Here is a 17,088-nt window from a genome sequence, read left to right as displayed (position 1 = left end):
GGGGACGCCCGCGTGTACGTTGCCGGAAGCCTCGGCCATCCAGGGGCCAAAAAGCCGCATAACGCCCACAAGCCTTCCTAGGCTCCTGGCACGTGACCACCATCGCGACGCCACGGGCGCCGGAGGACCCCGGCGCCTCGACGGCCGGGTCCGCGGCCCCGGGGCGCACAGCACCGCAGCGCCCGCGCCGCAGCCGCCTCGCGGCCGGCCGCCGGCGCACGGCCCTGCTCTGGGCCCTGCTGCTGGCCGGCCCCAACATCGCCCTCCTGCTCGTCTTCGTGTACCGGCCGCTGGTCGAGAGCCTGTACCTCTCGACGCTCCAGTGGAACCTCGGCTCGCCCACCGCGCGGTTCGTGGGCCTCGGCAACTACGTCGAGTGGTTCACCGCGCCCACCACCGGGCGGGTCGTCACCACCACCCTCGTCTTCACGGTCGCGACCGTCGGCGGCGCCATGGTCCTGGGCCTCGGCCTGGCCCTGCTGCTCAACCGCAGGCTGCGGGGCCGGGGCGTCGCCCGCACCGTCGCCTTCGCGCCGTACGTGCTGGGCGGCTTCGCCGTCGGCATCCTCTGGCTCTTCATGTTCGACCCGCGCTACGGCCTGGTCCAGGAGGTGCTCGGCTGGGTGGGCATCGCCTCCCCCGACTGGTACACGGGCCGGCCGTGGCCGCTCGTCATGGTCATCGTCGTCTACCTGTGGAAGAACCTCGGGTACGTCGCCCTCATCTACCTGGCGGGCCTGCAGGCCGTACCGCAGGACCTCAAGGACGCCGCGGCCATCGACGGCGCGTCCGCCGCCCGCACCCTGCGCTCGGTCGTGCTGCCGCTGCTCACGCCGACGACGTTCTTCCTGCTCGTGACGATGCTGCTCAGCTCGCTGCAGTCCTTCGACACCATCAAGGCCATGACGCAGGGCGGCCCTCTCGGGTCCACCACGACGCTCATGTACTCGATCTACGTGGAGAGCTTCGTCAACGGCCGGGCCGGGTACGCGTCCGCCGTCGCCACCGTCCTGTTCCTCGTGCTGCTCGCGGTCACCGCCGTGCAGCTGCGGTTCGTCCAGCAGAAGGTGCACTACGCATGACCGCCGCCACGCTCCCCCGCCCCGGCACCGCCGCAGCGGCGACCAACCCGGCCCGACGACGGCGCCCGCCGCAGGTCGGCGGCTACCTCACGATGATCTTCGCGACGATCGTGCTCGGCGCGCCGCTGCTCTGGATGGCGCTCGCCAGCCTCAAGGCGCCCGACGAGCTCTACCAGCTCCCGCTGCAGTGGCTCCCGGCCCACCCCGACCTCGACAACTACGCGCAGGCCGCGGACGCCATCCCGCTCGGCCGGCTGCTGGTCAACAGCATCGGCCTGACGATCGTCGGCGCCGGCCTCAAGGTCGCGCTCGGCCTGTGCTGCGCCTACGCGCTCGTCTTCCTGGACTTCCCGTTCCGCAAGGTCGTGTTCGGGCTGGTCATCGCGACGCTGATGATCCCGCCGCAGATCACGATCATCCCCAACTACACGCTGGTGGCGAGCCTCGGCTGGCTGAACACCTACCAGGGCATCCTCGTGCCAGGCCTGGCCAGCGCGTTCGGCACCTTCCTCTTCCGCCAGCACTTCCGCACGCTGCCGCGGTCCGTCCTGGAGGCGGCCGAGCTCGACGGCGCGGGGCACTGGCGCAAGCTGTGGCGGTTCGTGGTGCCGATGAGCACGCCGACGCTCGCCGCCGTCGCGCTGGTCTCCGTCGTGACGGAGTGGAACGACTACTTGTGGCCGTTCCTCGTGGTCGACGACCCCAGCACGATGACGCTGCCCGTGGGGCTCACCCTGCTGCAGAACACCGACGGCATGACGAACTGGGGCGTGCTGCTCGCCGCCACGGTCGTCGTGACCCTACCCATCCTGCTGGTCTTCCTCGTCCTGCAGCGGCGGCTCGTCGCCGGCCTCACCGCGGGCGCCGTCACCGGCTGAGCCGCCCTTCTCTTCCCCACCCCCCAGCACGAGAACCAAGGAGCACCCCGTGTCCCACAGTCCTGCCCGCAGGGCCGCCCGGCGCCCCCGCGCCGCCGTCGTCACCGCGCTCGCCGCGCTCACCGCCCTGACCGCCGCCGGCTGCGCCGGCCCGAGCGTCGGCGCGACCGGCGGCTCCGAGGCGAGCGCCGACGCCGTCGACTGGTCGCAGGTCGAGCCGGCGAAGGAGATCACCTGGTGGTCCAACCACCCGGGCGCCTCCCAGGAGGTCGAGCAGCAGCTCATCGACGACTTCACGGCGGAGACCGGCATCAGTGTCAAGCTCGTCACCGCCGGCGCCGACTACGACGAGGTGGCGCAGCGCTTCCAGGCCGCCTCGCAGACGGACGACCTGCCCGACCTGGTCATCGCCTCGGACGTGTGGTGGTTCCGCTACCACCTGAACGACCAGATCATGCCGGTCGACGACGTCCTGGAGTTCCTGGACGCCGACGCCGCCGACCTCCAGCCCGCCCTGTACTCCGACTACGAGTACGAAGACCAGCACTGGGCCGTGCCGTACGCGCGCTCGACGCCGCTGTTCTACTACAACAAGGACCTGTGGAAGGCCGCCGGCCTGCCCGACCGCGGCCCGGAGACCTGGGCCGAGCTCGAGGAGTGGGACGCCTCCCTGAAGAAGGAGGTGCCCGAGAAGGGCTCGACGTTCGGCCTGTCGACCGGCCCGTCGTGGGGTGCCTGGTGGTTCGAGAACATGATCTGGGGCCAGGGCGGGGCGTACTCCGACGGCTTCGAGCTCACCCTCGACACCCCCGAGGCGATCGCGGGTGGCCAGTTCGTGCACGACCTCTTCCACGAGTCCGGCGTGGCCACGCTGTCCGCCGACGACGCCATGGCCGACTTCTCCTCCGGCCTCATCGCCTCCACCATCGGCTCCACGGGCTCGCTCAAGGGCGCGCTCGACGCCGCGACGTTCGAGGTGGGCACGGCCTACCTGCCCGACGGTCCGCAGGGCGGCGGCACCCCGACCGGGGGCACCGGCCTCGCGATCCCGTCGTCCAGGACGCCCGAGGAGCAGCTCGCGGCCGCGATGTTCCTGGAGTTCCTGACGAACACCGAGAACACCGCCACCTTCTCGCAGGCCACCGGCTACATGCCCGTGCGTACCTCCGCCGTGGAGAGCGACACCATGACGGCCACCTACGAGGAGACGCCGCAGTTCCGCACCGCGGTGGACCAGCTCGCCGACAAGGCCCGCAAGCAGGACGACGTCCGCGTCTTCGTGCCCGGCGCCGACGCACTGCTCAACGACGCCCTGGAGCAGATCATCATCGAGGGCGCCGACCCGGCCACGGCGTTCGAGTCGGTGACGCCGCGCATCGAGACGGCGTACACCGAGAACGTCGAGCCCTACCTCGACGCGCAGGACTGACGGCGCGCGGGACTGACATGACCGCGTCGACCACCGGGCCGCCCGGCGTCCCGGTGGTCGGCGTGTCCCCCGGAACGTGGTTGAATCGCGCCGTGCTGACAGCGACCGAGCGGCCGCAGCGGATCATGATCGTCACCGACGCCTGGGAACCGCAGGTGAACGGCGTCGCCACGGCGCTCTCGCGCACCGTGGCCGAGCTGCGGCGGATGGGCTGCGCGGTCGAGGTGGTCACGCCGTGGGACGGCTACCGGACGATCCCCCTGATCACCTACTCCGAGATCCGGGTGCCGATCATGGCGCGCGACGACGTGGAGCGGCGCTTCCTGGAGTTCGCGCCCGACGCCGTGCACATCGCCACCGAGGGTCCGCTCGGCTGGTACGCGCGCGCCGTCTGCGACCACTTCGGCTTCCCGTTCACCTCCAGCTACCACACCCAGTTCCCGGAGTACGTGAGCGCGCGCTGGTCGTGGATCCCTCTGTGGGCGGGCTACCGGTACGTGCGCAAGTTCCACGACAAGTCCGGCGCGGTGCTGGTGGCGACACCGACCATGCGCGAGCAGCTCACCCACTGGCGCATCCGGAACGTCACGCCCTGGAGCCTCGGGGTGGACACGGAGCAGTTCCACCCCCGCCGTCGGGCCGCCGCCACCGGGACCGGGGCCACTCCGGCCGGCACCGCGGGAACCGGCGTCTACCGCGATCTGCCCGGGCCTGTCTTCCTGTACGTGGGGCGGCTGGCCGTCGAGAAGAACGTCGAGGCGTTCCTCGACCTGGATCTGCCCGGCTCCAAGGTGGTCGTGGGCGACGGCCCGGCCCGCGCCGACCTGGAGGCCGCGTACCCCGACGCCCACTTCCGGGGGCGCCGCTCCGGCGACGACCTGGCCCAGCACTTCGCCGACGCCGACGTGCTCGTCTTCCCGAGCCGCACCGACACGTTCGGCCTGGTCATCCTGGAGGCCATGGCCTCGGGCACGCCCGTGGCCGGCTTCGACGCGCCGGGACCCCGCGACCTCATCCCGGGCTCGGGCGCGGGCGCCGTCGACGACGACCTGCGGGCGGCGTGCCTCGCGGCGCTGACGTGCTCCCGCGCGGAGACGCGCCGGTACGCGGAGCTGTTCTCCTGGCGGGCCTGCGCCGAGGCGTTCTACGACCGGCTCGACGTGCCGCCCCCGCCGGTGCGCGAGCGCATCTGGGTGCGCGGGATGCACCGGCTGCCGAGCCTCGGCCTGACCGGGCTGAGCATGCCGAGCCTGACCGTGCCCAGCCTGACGCTGCCCAGCCTGCCGAGCCTGCCGACGCTGCCGTCGCTACCGAGCCTGACACTGCCCGGGCGGGTCAGCCGGCTCCCCGAGCTGCTGCCCGCCAGCATCCCGCGCACGGTCGGCCGGGCGGTCACCCGGGTCCGGCGGATCGTCACAGACCGACCCACTCGGACTCGCCGTCCGTGAACTGCTGCTTCTTCCAGATCGGCACCTCGGCCTTGATGCGCTCCACCAGCAGGGAGCACGCCTCGAAGGCCTCCTTGCGGTGGCCGGCCGACGCCGACGCGACGAGCGCGACGTCCCCCACCACCAGGTGCCCGTAGCGGTGCGTCGCGGCGACGCGCAGGCCCGTCTCGGCGGCCACCGCCCGGCACACCTCTTGGAGGACGGCGGTGGCGTCGGGGTGCGCCTCGTAGTCGAGGCTCACCACGTCGCGGCCTCCGTCGTCGTCCCGCACGACGCCCCGGAACGTGACCACGGCGCCGCACTCCGGCGCGGCCACGGCGGCCTCGACCGCCCGGCCGACGGCGTCGTCCAGCACCTCCTGCGTCACGCGCACGACCTCTGCCGGCCCCGCTCCTGCCGACCCCGCATCGTCCATCACGTGCTCCCTCACCGGTCCCTCTCCGTCGGGTGCGGCGTCACAGCGGCCACACGGCCACCTCGGCACCCGGTTCGAGCGTAGTCGCGGCCGCGGGCACGTCGATCAGCACGTCCGCGGCGGCCATCGACGCCACGAGGTGCGAGCCCGGCCCGCCGACGACGGCGACGTGGGGCGTGCTACCCGCCGAGGCGCCTGGCCCCGCGGTCCGCACCCAGCGCCCCCGCAGGAGCTGCCGCCGGCCCGCGGGCGAGACCAGCGGGTCGTCGAGCACCGCGCGCACGCGGTTCACGGGCGGCAGGCCCGCGGCCGCGCGGAGGATCTCCCGGAGGAACACGACGAACGAGACCTGCGCGCTGACCGGGTTGCCGGGGAACGCGAGCAGCGGCGTGCGGCCGACCCGGCCGAGGCCCTGCGGGCCGCCGGGCTGCATGGCCACGGAGCGGAAGGTGACCTCGGGCAGGGCGTCCTTGACCACCTCGTACGCGCCCTGGCTCACACCGCCGGTGGTGAGTACCAGGTCGCAGAGCGCCGCCGCGCGCTCCAGGCCGGCGCGCACCGCCTCCGGGTCGTCGGGCAGGGACAGACGCAGGCCCACGCGCCCGCCGGCCGCCCGGACGGCGGCCGCGAGCGCCGGGCCGTTGGCGTCGAAGATCTGGCCGGGGCCGGGCTCGTCGTCCGGTCCGACGAGCTCGCTGCCCGTGGAGACGACCGCCACGGAGACCGGGGCGACGAGCGCGAGGCGGGCGACGCCGCACGCCGCGGCGGCCGCCACGTGGTGGGGCGCGAGCACCGTGCCGGTGGGGAGCACGACGGTGCCGGCGGCGACGTCGGACCCCGGCTCCCGGACGAACTCGCCGACGGCCCGGCCGCGGGCGACCGTGACGCGGTCCGCGGGGGCCGCGGTGGTCGCGGTGTCCGCCGGGGCCGCGACCCGGTTGAAGGTCCCGTGGTCGGTGTCCTCGACGGGGACGACGGCGTCCGCGCCGGCGGGGACGGGCGCGCCGGTCATGATCCGGACGGCCGTGCCCGGCGCCAGGGGGGCCGGGTCGCCGGGGGCGGCGGCGACATCGCCCACCACGGGCAGCGTGACCGGCGCGCCGGGGGCGGCCGCGGCGACGTCGGCGGCGCGGACCGCGAAGCCGTCCATCTGCGAGTTGCGGAACCGCGGCAGCGGTTCGTGGGCCACGACGTCGCGCGCCAGGACGCGGCCGAGCACGTCGCCGTCGAGGGGCACCTCCTCGACGGGCCGCTCGACGAACGCCGCGAGCAGCTCCGCGACATCGGCCCGGTGCTGTTCCACGTCCACGCGCTCGCTCATGTCCGCAACCTACCCGGCGAGCGGCACCTGTCGGCGGTTACCCTGGCGCGGGAACCCCGCCGCACCGGAGGACCAGCCATGTACATCCAGGCGCTGAGCAACAACGGGACCACCCCGGACGGCGCCCTGGTGCGCCGGGAGTCCGAGACCGTGGACGGCCTGCTGGTGCTCGAGTCGGTGCTGGCGATGCGCCCGATGCCCGACGTCGTGCTGCGGGCCCGGCACCGCGTGGAGTACGAGGGGAACGTGCGGCGCTGGGTGCGCTGGTCGCACCAGCGCGAGCCGGGCGGCGTGGACGTCGCGTTCGAGCGCGCCGACCTGCCGCCGGGCGTCGGGAACGGCGTGCCGTCGTTCGCCCGGTACCTGCTGGTGCTCGAGCTCGCGACCGTCGGCTCCTGGGTCGAGTACACCCAGCTCGACGACACCGACCCCGCCCGCACGCAGCACGCGCTGCTGGTGCGCACCGACACCCAGCCACTCGTGCTGCCCGACGGCGTCTCGGTCTCCGCGATGCGCATCGACCAGCTCCTGGACGGCAGCCCTGCGAACGCCTTCTGGTGCGACGAGCACGGCGTGCTCCAGGCCGACTACATCGAGACGTTCGCCGACGGCACCCGGATCACCGGCATCTCGTGGCGCACCAGCTGGGCGGGTGTGGAGTCGTGGCTCGACCCGGAGGTCCGCGGGGCGCTCGACGCGTCGGGGATCCTGGCGTAACGCCGGGCCGGGTCACCGGTGCAGGTGCGCCTTGTGCCCGACCGCCGCGGAGACGTCGGCCTCGGCCACGGCGAGCAGCCGGTCCGCGAGCCGGCGCAGCGCCCGGCCGGCGGCGATCTCGTCGCCGATCAGCGGCACCTCGTCGTCCTCGGGTGACTTCCTGGCGTGCCCGACGGCGCGCAGGGCGTCGGGCGGGCCGTTCATCACGGTCGCCTCCGCCGTCGTGCTGCCCGCGGCCTCGACCACGGTGATCCGCACGTCCCAGGTGAGCGCACGCCCGCGCCGGGCCTCCGCCCAGGCGCCCGAGCCCGCCTCGACCTGCGCGTCCACGTACGTGTCCCCGCCCGGGTAGACGAGAGTCTCCTCGCCCGTGTCGGACCAGCGCACCCGGTAGGGCGGCGACCCGTCGCCATGGGGGCACTCGGTCACCACGCCGTCCCGCACCACGCCGCCGACCACTCCGGAAGCGGTGACGATCCGGTCGCCCACTGCTGCTTTCATGGGGTCCTCCTCGCCTCGTTGCGATCTCCCCATCATCGCCCCGAACCCCGCGACGGGACAGACGTACCGGTTACCTGGGCGACCTCGGCGCGTGACACGGAAGTGAGAACCTGGCAGGAGAAGGGTTCGCGGGGAGGCTTCGCGTGTTGTCGCGAAGGGTTCGCGCGTTCGCGCGGAGGAGGGAGCCGGGGGTGCGGGATCTGCTGCCGCAGCTGCTGGACTGGTGGCGCGCCGACGAGCGGGCGGCCGTGGCCACGGTGGTGCGCACGTTCCGGTCCGCGCCGCGCGAGCCGGGGGCCGCGATGGCCGTCGGCCCCGGCGGCGAGGTGATCGGCTCGGTGTCCGGCGGGTGCGTCGAGGGCGCCGTGTACGACCTCGGCCTGGAGGTCGCCGAGACCGGCCGCCCCGTGGCGGCCCGCTACGGCGTCACCGACGACGACGCCTTCGACGTGAGCCTCACCTGCGGCGGGACCATCGAGGTCTTCGTCGCTCCCCTGTCGCGGACGACCTGGCCGGGCTTCGGGCCCTTCGCCCGGCGGGTGCTCGGGGCCTCGTCGCCCGACGGCGGTGTGGCGCTGTCGGGCGTCTGCCTCGCCACGGTCGTCGGGACGGGCGGCGGCGATGCGCGGACCGACGGTGCGCTCGCCGACGACGCGCCTGATGACGGTGCGCTCGGCCGTGGTGCACTCGGCCGGCGGCTGGTGGTCCCCGGTGAAGGGCCGGACGGCCCGGGCGGGACGCTCGGGGACGCGGGCCTGGACGCGGCGGTGAGCGCGGACGCCGTCGGGCAGGTCGACGCCGGTGCCTCCGTTCTGCGGGAGTACGGTCCGCACGGCGAGCGCACCGGCACGGGCACGCGGGTGTTCCTGCAGGTGTTCGCGCCGCCACCGCGGCTGCTGGTGTTCGGCGCGATCGACTTCGCGGCGGCGCTGGCCCGGGCCGGCCGGCTGCTCGGGTACCGGGTCACGGTGTGCGACGCCCGGCCGGTGTTCGCCACGCCGGCCCGCTTCCCGGAGGCCGACGAGGTGGTGACCGAGTGGCCGCACCGGTACCTGGCCGCCGAGGTCGCAGCGGGCCGTGTCTCCGCGCGCGACGCCGTCTGCGTGCTGACCCATGACGCCAAGTTCGACGTGCCTCTGCTGCGCACGGCGCTCACCGACCTGCCGGCCGGCACGTACGTGGGCGCCATGGGTTCCCGCCGGACGCACGCCGAGCGGGCGGCCCGCCTGGTCGAGGACGGCGTGCCGCCCGCCGCGCTCGCCCGGCTGCACAGCCCGATCGGGCTGGACCTGGGCGCGCGCACGCCGGACGAGACCGCCGTGTCGATCGTCGCCGAGCTGATCGCGGCCCGCTCGGGTGCCACGGCCCGTCCCCTGCGCGAGACGGAGGGCCCGATCCACGGCTGAGGCCCGGCCGTGACAACCGGACGCCGGCTCGTCCGCGACTCCGTTGCCGTATCCAGGCCGGTCACGTGGAACCCCTCAGCCTCCGGGGATGCGGTCCCGCATCTCGATCCGTCGTTCCGACGGTACGACCGGCGTTGATGCGCCAGGCGGAGCCTCAGCCTGGTTCTGCGTCAAGACTTCCAAGACGGCCGAAATGTCATCGAACAGGGCTGGCCGCGTCTGGTATCGAGAACTCATGGTCCGAACCTGCCAGAGGGGCGGTGTCGCGGTCGCAAACAGACCCTAGGCGCCAGGCTCTTTCCGGAGCAGGCCGCGCAGCGCGCTCTCGTACGCCGCGAGGTCGCCCTCGACGGTGCTACGGATCAGCTGCGGGTCGATGTACTCATACGCGTGCGCGATGCGGTTCCGGGTGGACCAGATCGCCCTCCACGTCGTGCCGAACGCTCGGGTCCGGGCCTCGTCGCTCAGTTTCGCGGCCACCTCGATCGAGGCTCCGAGGCGGAGACAAACGGCGTCGAACAGAACCGGGTCGTCCATCGTGCCCTGCTTGAGATACGACTTGAGCACGTCCAGGTGATGCAACGCCGACTCGACGTTGCGCTGGTCCTTGTCCGTCACAGCGGGATCGCCTCGACGGTGACAGCCACGTCCTCGCGCAGCGCCCGCGCGATCACTACGTCGACCTCGCGCCCCAGCATCTCCTCGAGCTCCGCCTCCAGCGCACCGATCGTGAACAGGCCGACGTCGGGATCGATGTCGACGAGCAAGTCGATGTCCGACTCCGCGGTGTCCTCACCGCGGGCCACCGACCCGAACACGCGGACGTTGTGCACCCCGCGACGCGCAGCGGCCTCGACGATCTCGTCGCGTCGCTCGCGTAGAAGCAGGGTCAGCAACGGCACCGCCTGGTCCGGCTCGTCGTCGGCAGCCGTCGTCTCCAGCTTCAGGAGCCGCGCGACCTCCGGCTGGCTCCGACCGAGGGCCAGACCGATCCTGCGCTGACTCCACCCCAGGTCGCGCGCCTGGCTTGCCGCGATGACAAGCTCACGCGTGGCAGCCGCTCGTAGCTCGCCCGCATGCCGGCTCGTCCGCATGAGGTGCTCGGCGAAAGCACGCTCGACTGCTGATTCCCGCTCCGTCTCTCGCTCCACCGGCTGACGTTCCACCCGAACCACCTCCTGATAGCAGATGCTATCAGGGCATCTCGTCGAGCGCCCAGGGAACCCGTCAGTCCGCGTGCTGCACCACGTTGACCACCGTGCCGTCGGGCGCCCGCACCAGGAACCGCCGCACTCCCCACGACTCCGTCGTCAGCGGGTGCACGATCTCGTACCCCCGCTGCCGCGCCTCGGCGTACGCACCCTCGACGTCGGGTGTGTGGATCGAGACGGCTGCGTCCGCGGCGGCAGTCGCGTCGCGCGTCACGAGCTGGACCACCGCGCCGGTGGACGGCGACGTGTAGCGAGCCACCCAGCCCAGGTTGAACTCCTCGGTGCTCAGCCCGAGGTAGTCGGCATAGAAGTCCTTGGCCGCGTCGAGGTCGGCCACCCGCAGGTTGGCCATGATCCGGGTGGCACGCATCGTTCCTCCTTGTCGGGAACTGGTCGGAAAATTCCGGGGCCGGCACCCACGGCGTCGTCCTAGGCTGCGGTCATGTCAGCGCACGCAACCATCGTCCCGCCCAAGCTCCGCTCCGGCGACACCGTCCGCGTCATCGCCCCCGCCCGGTCGCGGGCCATGGTCATGGAGCACGACAACACCCGTTGGATCGACGAGCGGTTCGCCGCGATGGGACTCACGCTGACGTTCGGCGAGCACGTCGACGAGGACGACCAGTTCCGCAGCGCCTCGATCGAGCACCGCGTCGCCGACCTGCACGCAGCGTTCGCCGACCCCGCCGTCGCGGGCATCCTCACGGTGATCGGCGGGTTCAACAGCAACGAGCTGCTCCCCTACCTCGACTTCGACCTGATCGCGGCCCACCCCAAGGTGTTCTGCGGCTACTCGGACATCACTGCGCTGCAGAACGCGATCCTCGCCCGCACGGGCCTGGCCACCTACTCCGGCCCGCACTGGTCGAGCTGGGGCATGCGCGACCACTTCGAGCCCACCGGCGACTGGTTCCGTGCCGCGGTCACGACCGAGGACCCGATCGCCGTCGAGCCGTCGGCGGCCTGGACGGACGACCTGTGGTTCCTCGACCAGGACGCCCGCACCCCGGTGGCCAACGAGGGCTGGTGGCGGTTGCGGCCCGGGCAGGCGTCGGGCCGGATCGTGGGCGGCAACCTCTGCACGCTCAACCTGCTCCAGGGCACGGCGAACATGCCGTCGCTCGACGGCGCGCTCCTCTTCATCGAGGACGACTACGAGTCGAACACGGTCGCCTTCGCCCGCAACCTCACGTCCCTGCTCCAGCTGCCCGACGCCGCCGGCGTGACCGGGCTGGTCGTCGGCCGGTTCCAGACCGCCTCGGGCATGACGCGCGCGGCGCTCGACGAGATCGTCGCGCGGCAGCCCGCGCTGGCCGGCAAGCCGGTGCTGGCAGGGGTCGACCTGGGCCACACCAGCCCGCTGCTCACGATCCCGGTCGGCGGCGCGGCGGACGTCGTCGTGGGCCCGGACGACGCGAGCCTCACGATCACCCGCCACTGACACGGGGTGCGGGAGGGTGGCGTCCGCCGTCGGCGAACCCGGAAATTGAGTCGGGTCGACTCAGGTTGTACCCGTCATCAGACCCGTCCGGAGGAGGACATCATGACCACCGTTCTTACCCGTTCCCCGTTCGCCAGCACCTGGCTGCGCGAGCCGTGGAGCCAGCAGCTCGGCGTCTCCGAGGGCGTCGTGCCCGCGGCCGACGTCTACCGTGAGGGCGAGGACCTCGTCGCCCGCCTCGACCTGCCGGGCGTCAACCCGGCCGACGACATCACCGTCGAGGTCGAGGGCCGCAAGCTCGTCGTCCGCGGCGAGCGCAAGGACCAGCGCTCGGAGGAGTCCGAGGGCCGCCGCATCTCGGAGGTCCGCTTCGGCTCCTTCCGCCGCGTCGTCACGCTGCCCAGGGCCGTGGACGGCGACGTCGTCCGCGCGTCCTACGACGCGGGCGTGCTGACGGTCACCGTGCCGGGCGTCTTCGCCGGCACCACGCCGCAGCGCATCGAGGTCACCACCGCCGCCTGATCCCCTCAGGCAGCCACCCGACGGCGCCCGACCGCACCCCGCGGCCGGGCGCCGTCCGCGTTCTGCTGCCGGGCCGGGGCAGCTGACCGATCTCATCTGCGCCACCCGTCAGGGCCGGGCCAGGGCCGCCGCGCCCACCACCGTCGCGTCGCCGCCCAGCACGGCCCGGCGCACCTCGACCGTGTGCCCCGAGACCGGCGGCTCGTCCGCCAGCCGGGCCCGGATCGCGGGTTCCAGCAGGTCCCAGGCGTGGGCCAGCCCGCCGCCCACCACCACGTGCCCGACGTCGAGCAGCGCCGCCAGCACCAGCACCGCCGAGCCGACCGCGTGGCCGGCGTCGGCCAGCACGCGCACCGCGGCCTCGTCCCCGGCCCGGGCCTGCGCCTCGATCTCCGCCGCGCCGACGACGACACCGGCCCCGGCAGCGATGCCGGCCCCGGGGGCGACGCCGACGCCGGCCGCACCCCGCAGGACACCGCCCGAGCCGCCCGCCGCCACCAGCTCCGCGTACCGCCGCTCCACCGACCGTCCGGACGCGAGCGTCTCCAGGTGCCCCCGCTGCCCGCAGGTGCACCGCGTGTCGCCGAACCCGGGCATGTGCCCGATCTCCCCCGCCGCGCCCGCGCCCCGGTACAGCGCGCCGTCCAGCCACAGCGCTCCCCCGACGCCGGTCCCGAGCGCGATGCCCGCCGCCGACCGGACACCGCGGACGGCGCCCCAGGTCGCCTCGCCCACGAGGAACGAGTCGACGTCGTTCGCGACGGTCACCGGCAGTCCGGTCCGGGCGGCGAGCCCGGAGCGCAGGTTCGTGCCCACCCAGTCGACGAAGGAGTCGCTGGCCGCCAGCACCTCGCCCGTCACGGGGTCGACGACGCCGGCCGCGCCCACGCCGACGGCCGCCACGGGCACGCCCGCCGACGCCGTCGCACCCGCGACCAGCTCCGCCGCGACGTCGAGCATCGCCGCGCCGCCCGACGGCGTGGGCGCGGTCGCCGAGGCGAGCACCGCGCCGTCGGTCGTGACGACGGCGGCCTTGATCTTGGTGCCCCCGATGTCGACGCCGGCCGTGGGCCGGTCCGTCATCGGGCGGCACCGGCGGCCGGGGCGGCGTCCTCCGCGGAGGCCAGCGCCAGCCGCGCCGCGCGCCGTTCCCGCTGCGCCACCGGGTCCGGCGTCGGCACCGAGGCCAGCAGCTCCGCGGTGTACAGCTCGCGCGGCGCGCTGAACACCTCCGCGGTCGCGCCGCTCTCCACGAGCCGGCCCGCGCGCAGCACGGCCACGCGGTCGGTCAGCTCGTGCACCACGCCCAGGTCGTGGCTGATGAACAGGCAGCCGAACCCCAGCTCCGCGTGCAGGTCGCGCAGCACCTGCAGCACCTCGGCCTGCACGGACACGTCCAGCGCGCTCGTCGGCTCGTCGGCCACCAGCAGGCGGGGACGCAGCGCGAGCGCGCGGGCGAGCCCGATGCGCTGCCGCTGCCCGCCGGAGAACTCGTGCGGGTAGCGCCGCTCGGCGCCCGCCGGCAGCCGGACGGCGTCCAGCAGCTCCCGCACCCGCGCCCGCTTCTCGGCCGGCGTCAGTCGCCGCCCGTCCCGGCCGTGGATCGCCAGCGGCTCCGCGATCGACTCGCCCACCAGCCGGCGCGGGTCGAGCGACCCGCCCGGGTCCTGGAACACCACGCCGACGTCGGCCAGCAGGCGCCGACGCGCCCGGCCGCGCGCCCGCGCCATCGACGTGCCGAGCAGCAGCACCTCGCCCTCGGACGGCGCGAGCAGACCCAGGCAGGCCCGGCCGGCCGTCGACTTGCCCGAGCCCGACTCGCCGACCAGGCCCAGCATCTCGCCCGCGCGCACGGTCAGGTCGAGGCGTTCGACGGCGCGCACGTGGCGGCCCTGCACCCGGTAGTCGAGGCTGACGCCGCGCAGGTCGAGCACCACCTCACCGACCCCGGTGGTCGAGCCTGTCGAGACGCCCGCGCTCGTCGTACCAGGTCTCGACAAGCTCGACCGCCGGTCGGCCGACTCGTGGTCAGCCGTCGTCGAGCTCGCCGGCGGCGCCGCCGGCACGGCGTCCAGCAGCGCCCGCGTGTACGCGTGCGCCGGGTCGAGCAGCACCTGCTCCACGAGCCCGTGCTCCACGATCCGGCCACCGCTCATCACGGCCACCTCGTCGGCCAGGTCGGCCACCACGCCCATGTTGTGCGTGACCAGCAGCAGCGCCGTGTCGTGCTGCGCCACCAGCTCGCGCAGCAGGTCGAGGATCCCGGCCTGCACGGTGACGTCGAGCGCCGTGGTCGGCTCGTCCGCGACGATCAGCCGCGGCTCGCAGGCCAGCGCGATGGCGATGACCACGCGCTGCCGCTGCCCGCCGGACAGCTCGTGCGGGTACTGCCCCGCCCGCCGCTCCGGCTCGGGGATGCCCACCGACCGCAACAGCTCCACGGCCCGCTCGCGGGCGACGGCACGCGGCACGCGCTCGTGGTTCAGCACCGCCTCGGCGACCTGGTCCCCCAGGGTCATGGTCGGGTTGAGCGCCGTCATCGGCTCCTGGAACACCATGGACGCCACGCGGCCGCGCAGGTCCACGAGCTGCTCCTCGGGCGTGGTGACGACGTCGCGCAGCGTGTCGCCGTCGGCCAGCTCCACCGAGCCCGACACCCGGGCTGTCCCGGGCAGGAGGCCCAGGACGGACAGCGAGGTGACGCTCTTGCCCGAGCCGGACTCGCCCACCAGCGCGACCACCCGGCCGCGCCGCACCTCCAGGTCGATGCCGCGCACCGCCTCCACCTCCCCGGAGTCGGTGGCGAAGGTGACGTTCAGGTCCGCGATGCGCAGGACGACGTCGCTCATGCGGTCCTCCCCTTCACGTCGACGACGTCCCGCAGCCCGTCGCCCACGAAGTTCAGGGCGCAGACCACGATCACGATCGCGAGGCCGGGCGGCAGGATGAGCCACCACGCGCCCTGGTAGATGTAGTTGATGCCGTCGTTGAGCATGGCGCCCCAGTCGGTCGTGGGCGGCTGGACGCCCATCCCGAGGAAGCTGATGTAGGCCACGAGCAGGATGGCGTCGGCCACCTGGAAGGTCGCGTTGACGACCACGGTGCCCACGGTGTTGGGGATGACGTGCGTGAGCACGGTGCGGCGGTGCGTGGCACCCATCGCGCGGGCCGCCACCACGTAGTCGCGGGTCCGCACCGACAGTGCCTCCGCCCGGATCAGCCGGGCCGGGACCAGCCAGGACACCAGGCCCAGCACCACGATCATCATGCCGACCGTGGGCCGCACGATGGTGGACAGCACCAGCAGCAGGAAGATCGCGGGGATGGCGATCCCGGCGTCGACCACGCGCATCATGACGGCATCCACGACGCCGCCCACGTAGCCGGCGACGGCGCCCCAGAGCGTGCCGACCACCGTCGCGAGCGCCCCGGCCAGCACGCCGACCAGGAGCGACACCCGGCCGGCCACCATCAGTCGGCCCAGGTTGTCGTACCCGAGCGCGTCGGTGCCGAGCGGGTGCCCGTCGACGCCGGGCGGCAGGTTGGCGGCGCCGAGGTCGGTCGCCACCTGCTCGGTGGGGTACACGAGCGGGCCGACCAGCACGAACAGCACCAGCACGGCGAGCGCCACGGCGCCGACGACGGCCAGCCGGTTGCGGGCGAACCTGCGCAGCCCCGTCATCGCAGGCCCCCTCGGGTGCGCGGGTCCAGGAGGGCCTGGAGCAGGTCGGCCAGCAGCGAGCCGACGACGGTCGCCACCGAGATGACGAGCACGCAGCCCAGCAGCACCGGGAAGTCGCTGCTCTGCGCGGCGCTCCAGAACAGCAGGCCCATGCCGGGGTAGTTGAAGAGCTGCTCCACCACGAGCGCGCCGCCGAACATCACGGGCAGGTAGTAGCCGAGCATCGCGACGACGGGCGTGAGCGAGTTGCGCAGCACGTGCCGCAGCACGACGCGCCGGTAGGCGGTGCCCTTGGCGCGGGCGGTGCGCACGTAGTCCTCGCCGAGGTTGTCGAGGGTCGAGGACCGCATGTAGCGGCTGAACGTCGCCACGATCGGCACGGCGCCCGTCAGCACGGGCAGCACCAGCCCGGCCGGCTGCGCCAGCACCTCGGCGATCCCGGTGCCCTGCGGCGCCGCGGCGGGGAACAGCCCGGCGTTCTGGCTGAGCAGCAGGATCAGCAGCATCCCGAGGAAGAACGTGGGGGTCGAGTAGGCGACGATCGCCAGCGTGGACAGCCAGTAGTCGACGGCGCGGTTGCGGCGCACGGCCTGGTAGATGCCGGCCGGCACGGCGACCAGCACCGCGACGACCAGCGAGAGCCCGGTCAGCAGGAGCGTCTTGGGCAGCCGCAGCGCGATCGCGTCCGAGACGGACTGGTTGAGCAGGTACGACTCGCCGAGGTCGCCCGTCAGCGAGCGCCCCAGGAACGAGAGGTACTGGAGCACCACGGGCTGGTCCAGGCCGTTGGCGGCCTCGAAGGCCGCGATCTGCTCGGGGGTGGCCTGCTGGCCGAGGACGCCGCGGGCGGGACCGCCCGGCAGCGCGTGCAGCAGCGCGAACACGATGACGCTGACCACGAGGATCACGGCGAGCGCCTGGAGCACGCGGCGGATCAGGAAGCGGCCGAAGCCGCCGCGGGCCGCCCGGACGGGCGGGGGCGCGGCGACTCCGGCTTCGACTGCCCCGCTCTGCGCGGGGATGGCTGTCGTCATG

18 protein-coding genes are annotated in these 17,088 nt (G+C 73.7%); 8 read left to right on the top strand and 10 right to left on the bottom strand.

The window, feature by feature from the left end; all coding sequences use genetic code 11:
* The first annotated feature begins 92 nt into the window (after positions 1–92).
* The 4 genes from ACH45N_RS06385 to ACH45N_RS06370 all read left to right on the top strand — a co-directional run bounded on the left by ACH45N_RS06385 (position 93) and on the right by ACH45N_RS06370 (position 4,837).
* Positions 93–1,082 (top strand): carbohydrate ABC transporter permease, encoded by a 990-nt coding sequence (locus ACH45N_RS06385; protein WP_397392231.1) that lies wholly within the window; start codon positions 93–95, stop codon positions 1,080–1,082.
* Entirely contained in the window at positions 1,079–1,960 is an 882-nt protein-coding gene (locus ACH45N_RS06380) for a carbohydrate ABC transporter permease (RefSeq protein WP_397392229.1), read from the top strand. Before ACH45N_RS06385 ends, ACH45N_RS06380 begins: the two co-directional genes overlap by 4 nt.
* Before the next feature lie 49 nt (positions 1,961–2,009).
* Positions 2,010–3,389, top strand: a complete 1,380-nt coding sequence (locus ACH45N_RS06375) for an ABC transporter substrate-binding protein (protein ID WP_397392227.1) — start codon at positions 2,010–2,012, stop codon at positions 3,387–3,389.
* A 92-nt stretch (positions 3,390–3,481) separates the two neighbouring features.
* Positions 3,482–4,837, top strand: a complete 1,356-nt coding sequence (locus tag ACH45N_RS06370; RefSeq protein ID WP_397392225.1) for a glycosyltransferase family 4 protein — start codon at positions 3,482–3,484, stop codon at positions 4,835–4,837.
* Here the strand turns inward: ACH45N_RS06370 and ACH45N_RS06365 are convergent.
* Complete coding sequence (locus ACH45N_RS06365) at positions 4,803–5,252, bottom strand: molybdenum cofactor biosynthesis protein MoaE (RefSeq protein ID WP_397393805.1); 450 nt, start codon at positions 5,250–5,252, stop codon at positions 4,803–4,805. The two genes, ACH45N_RS06370 and ACH45N_RS06365, sit on opposite strands and share 35 nt — an antisense overlap.
* Positions 5,253–5,292: 40 nt before the next feature.
* The gene (gene glp / locus ACH45N_RS06360) at positions 5,293–6,573 is read right to left on the bottom strand and encodes a gephyrin-like molybdotransferase Glp (RefSeq protein ID WP_397392223.1); all 1,281 of its coding nucleotides are present in this window, start codon (positions 6,571–6,573) and stop codon (positions 5,293–5,295) included.
* 78 nt (positions 6,574–6,651) lie between these two features.
* On the opposite strand from glp, the gene ACH45N_RS06355 reads away from it, so the two are divergent.
* A complete protein-coding gene (locus ACH45N_RS06355; protein ID WP_397392221.1) occupies positions 6,652–7,290 on the top strand; it encodes a hypothetical protein in 639 nt (212 codons plus the stop codon).
* A gap of 12 nt (positions 7,291–7,302) precedes the next feature.
* On the opposite strand, the gene ACH45N_RS06350 is transcribed toward ACH45N_RS06355, so the two are convergent.
* Entirely contained in the window at positions 7,303–7,791 is a 489-nt protein-coding gene (locus tag ACH45N_RS06350; RefSeq protein WP_397392219.1) for a dsRBD fold-containing protein, read from the bottom strand.
* 191 nt (positions 7,792–7,982) lie between these two features.
* Here ACH45N_RS06350 and ACH45N_RS06345 point away from each other — a divergent pair, with 191 nt between their 5' ends.
* Positions 7,983–9,197: an XdhC family protein gene (locus ACH45N_RS06345; RefSeq protein WP_397392217.1), complete on the top strand. Its 1,215-nt coding sequence runs from the start codon at positions 7,983–7,985 to the stop codon at positions 9,195–9,197.
* 282 nt (positions 9,198–9,479) lie between these two features.
* On the opposite strand, the gene ACH45N_RS06340 is transcribed toward ACH45N_RS06345, so the two are convergent.
* From ACH45N_RS06340 to ACH45N_RS06330, 3 genes are all read right to left on the bottom strand, one after another.
* Positions 9,480–9,815 carry a DUF86 domain-containing protein gene (locus ACH45N_RS06340; protein ID WP_397392215.1) on the bottom strand — a complete coding sequence of 112 codons (336 nt, stop codon included), beginning with the start codon at positions 9,813–9,815 and terminating at the stop codon, positions 9,480–9,482.
* Entirely contained in the window at positions 9,812–10,363 is a 552-nt protein-coding gene (locus tag ACH45N_RS06335) for a nucleotidyltransferase family protein (RefSeq protein WP_397392213.1), read from the bottom strand. Before ACH45N_RS06335 ends, ACH45N_RS06340 begins: the two co-directional genes overlap by 4 nt.
* Before the next feature lie 61 nt (positions 10,364–10,424).
* Positions 10,425–10,778 (bottom strand): VOC family protein, encoded by a 354-nt coding sequence (locus ACH45N_RS06330; RefSeq protein WP_397392211.1) that lies wholly within the window; start codon positions 10,776–10,778, stop codon positions 10,425–10,427.
* Positions 10,779–10,850: 72 nt separating this feature from the next.
* Between ACH45N_RS06330 and ACH45N_RS06325 the strand changes: the two genes are divergently transcribed.
* Positions 10,851–11,849 carry a S66 peptidase family protein gene (locus ACH45N_RS06325; RefSeq protein ID WP_397392209.1) on the top strand — a complete coding sequence of 333 codons (999 nt, stop codon included), beginning with the start codon at positions 10,851–10,853 and terminating at the stop codon, positions 11,847–11,849.
* 102 nt (positions 11,850–11,951) lie between these two features.
* Positions 11,952–12,371 (top strand): Hsp20/alpha crystallin family protein, encoded by a 420-nt coding sequence (locus tag ACH45N_RS06320; protein WP_397392207.1) that lies wholly within the window; start codon positions 11,952–11,954, stop codon positions 12,369–12,371.
* 108 nt (positions 12,372–12,479) lie between these two features.
* Here the strand turns inward: ACH45N_RS06320 and ACH45N_RS06315 are convergent, their stop codons facing one another.
* The 4 genes from ACH45N_RS06315 to ACH45N_RS06300 are packed head-to-tail and all read right to left on the bottom strand — an operon-like array spanning position 12,480 to position 17,087.
* Complete coding sequence (locus tag ACH45N_RS06315; protein ID WP_397392205.1) at positions 12,480–13,454, bottom strand: ROK family protein; 975 nt, start codon at positions 13,452–13,454, stop codon at positions 12,480–12,482.
* Entirely contained in the window at positions 13,451–15,220 is a 1,770-nt protein-coding gene (locus tag ACH45N_RS06310) for a dipeptide ABC transporter ATP-binding protein (RefSeq protein WP_397392203.1), read from the bottom strand. Before ACH45N_RS06310 ends, ACH45N_RS06315 begins: the two co-directional genes overlap by 4 nt.
* The gene (locus ACH45N_RS06305) at positions 15,217–16,053 is read right to left on the bottom strand and encodes an ABC transporter permease (protein ID WP_357480633.1); all 837 of its coding nucleotides are present in this window, start codon (positions 16,051–16,053) and stop codon (positions 15,217–15,219) included. Before ACH45N_RS06305 ends, ACH45N_RS06310 begins: the two co-directional genes overlap by 4 nt.
* Positions 16,050–17,087, bottom strand: coding sequence for an ABC transporter permease (locus ACH45N_RS06300; protein WP_397392201.1), 1,038 nt, complete (start codon positions 17,085–17,087; stop codon positions 16,050–16,052). Before ACH45N_RS06300 ends, ACH45N_RS06305 begins: the two co-directional genes overlap by 4 nt.
* Position 17,088 lies beyond the last annotated feature (1 nt).

This window comes from Promicromonospora sp. NPDC019610, from assembly GCF_044389365.1.
Classification (GTDB): Bacteria; Actinomycetota; Actinomycetes; order Actinomycetales; family Cellulomonadaceae; genus Promicromonospora.
This window is presented reverse-complemented; position numbering and strand designations above follow the sequence as displayed.

Bases quoted from the DNA above. Each gene is read 5' to 3' on its own strand.
- ACH45N_RS06380 (WP_397392229.1), top strand. From the start codon at position 1,079: ATGACCGCCGCCACGCTCCCCCGCCCCGGCACCGCCGCAGCGGCGACC.
- ACH45N_RS06365 (WP_397393805.1), bottom strand. From the start codon at position 5,252: ATGGACGATGCGGGGTCGGCAGGAGCGGGGCCGGCAGAGGTCGTGCGC.
- glp (WP_397392223.1), bottom strand. From the start codon at position 6,573: ATGAGCGAGCGCGTGGACGTGGAACAGCACCGGGCCGATGTCGCGGAG.
- ACH45N_RS06355 (WP_397392221.1), top strand. From the start codon at position 6,652: ATGTACATCCAGGCGCTGAGCAACAACGGGACCACCCCGGACGGCGCC.
- ACH45N_RS06350 (WP_397392219.1), bottom strand. From the start codon at position 7,791: ATGAAAGCAGCAGTGGGCGACCGGATCGTCACCGCTTCCGGAGTGGTC.
- ACH45N_RS06330 (WP_397392211.1), bottom strand. From the start codon at position 10,778: ATGCGTGCCACCCGGATCATGGCCAACCTGCGGGTGGCCGACCTCGAC.
- ACH45N_RS06325 (WP_397392209.1), top strand. From the start codon at position 10,851: ATGTCAGCGCACGCAACCATCGTCCCGCCCAAGCTCCGCTCCGGCGAC.
- ACH45N_RS06320 (WP_397392207.1), top strand. From the start codon at position 11,952: ATGACCACCGTTCTTACCCGTTCCCCGTTCGCCAGCACCTGGCTGCGC.
- ACH45N_RS06315 (WP_397392205.1), bottom strand. From the start codon at position 13,454: ATGACGGACCGGCCCACGGCCGGCGTCGACATCGGGGGCACCAAGATC.
- ACH45N_RS06310 (WP_397392203.1), bottom strand. From the start codon at position 15,220: ATGAGCGACGTCGTCCTGCGCATCGCGGACCTGAACGTCACCTTCGCC.
- ACH45N_RS06305 (WP_357480633.1), bottom strand. From the start codon at position 16,053: ATGACGGGGCTGCGCAGGTTCGCCCGCAACCGGCTGGCCGTCGTCGGC.
- ACH45N_RS06300 (WP_397392201.1), bottom strand. From the start codon at position 17,087: ATGACGACAGCCATCCCCGCGCAGAGCGGGGCAGTCGAAGCCGGAGTC.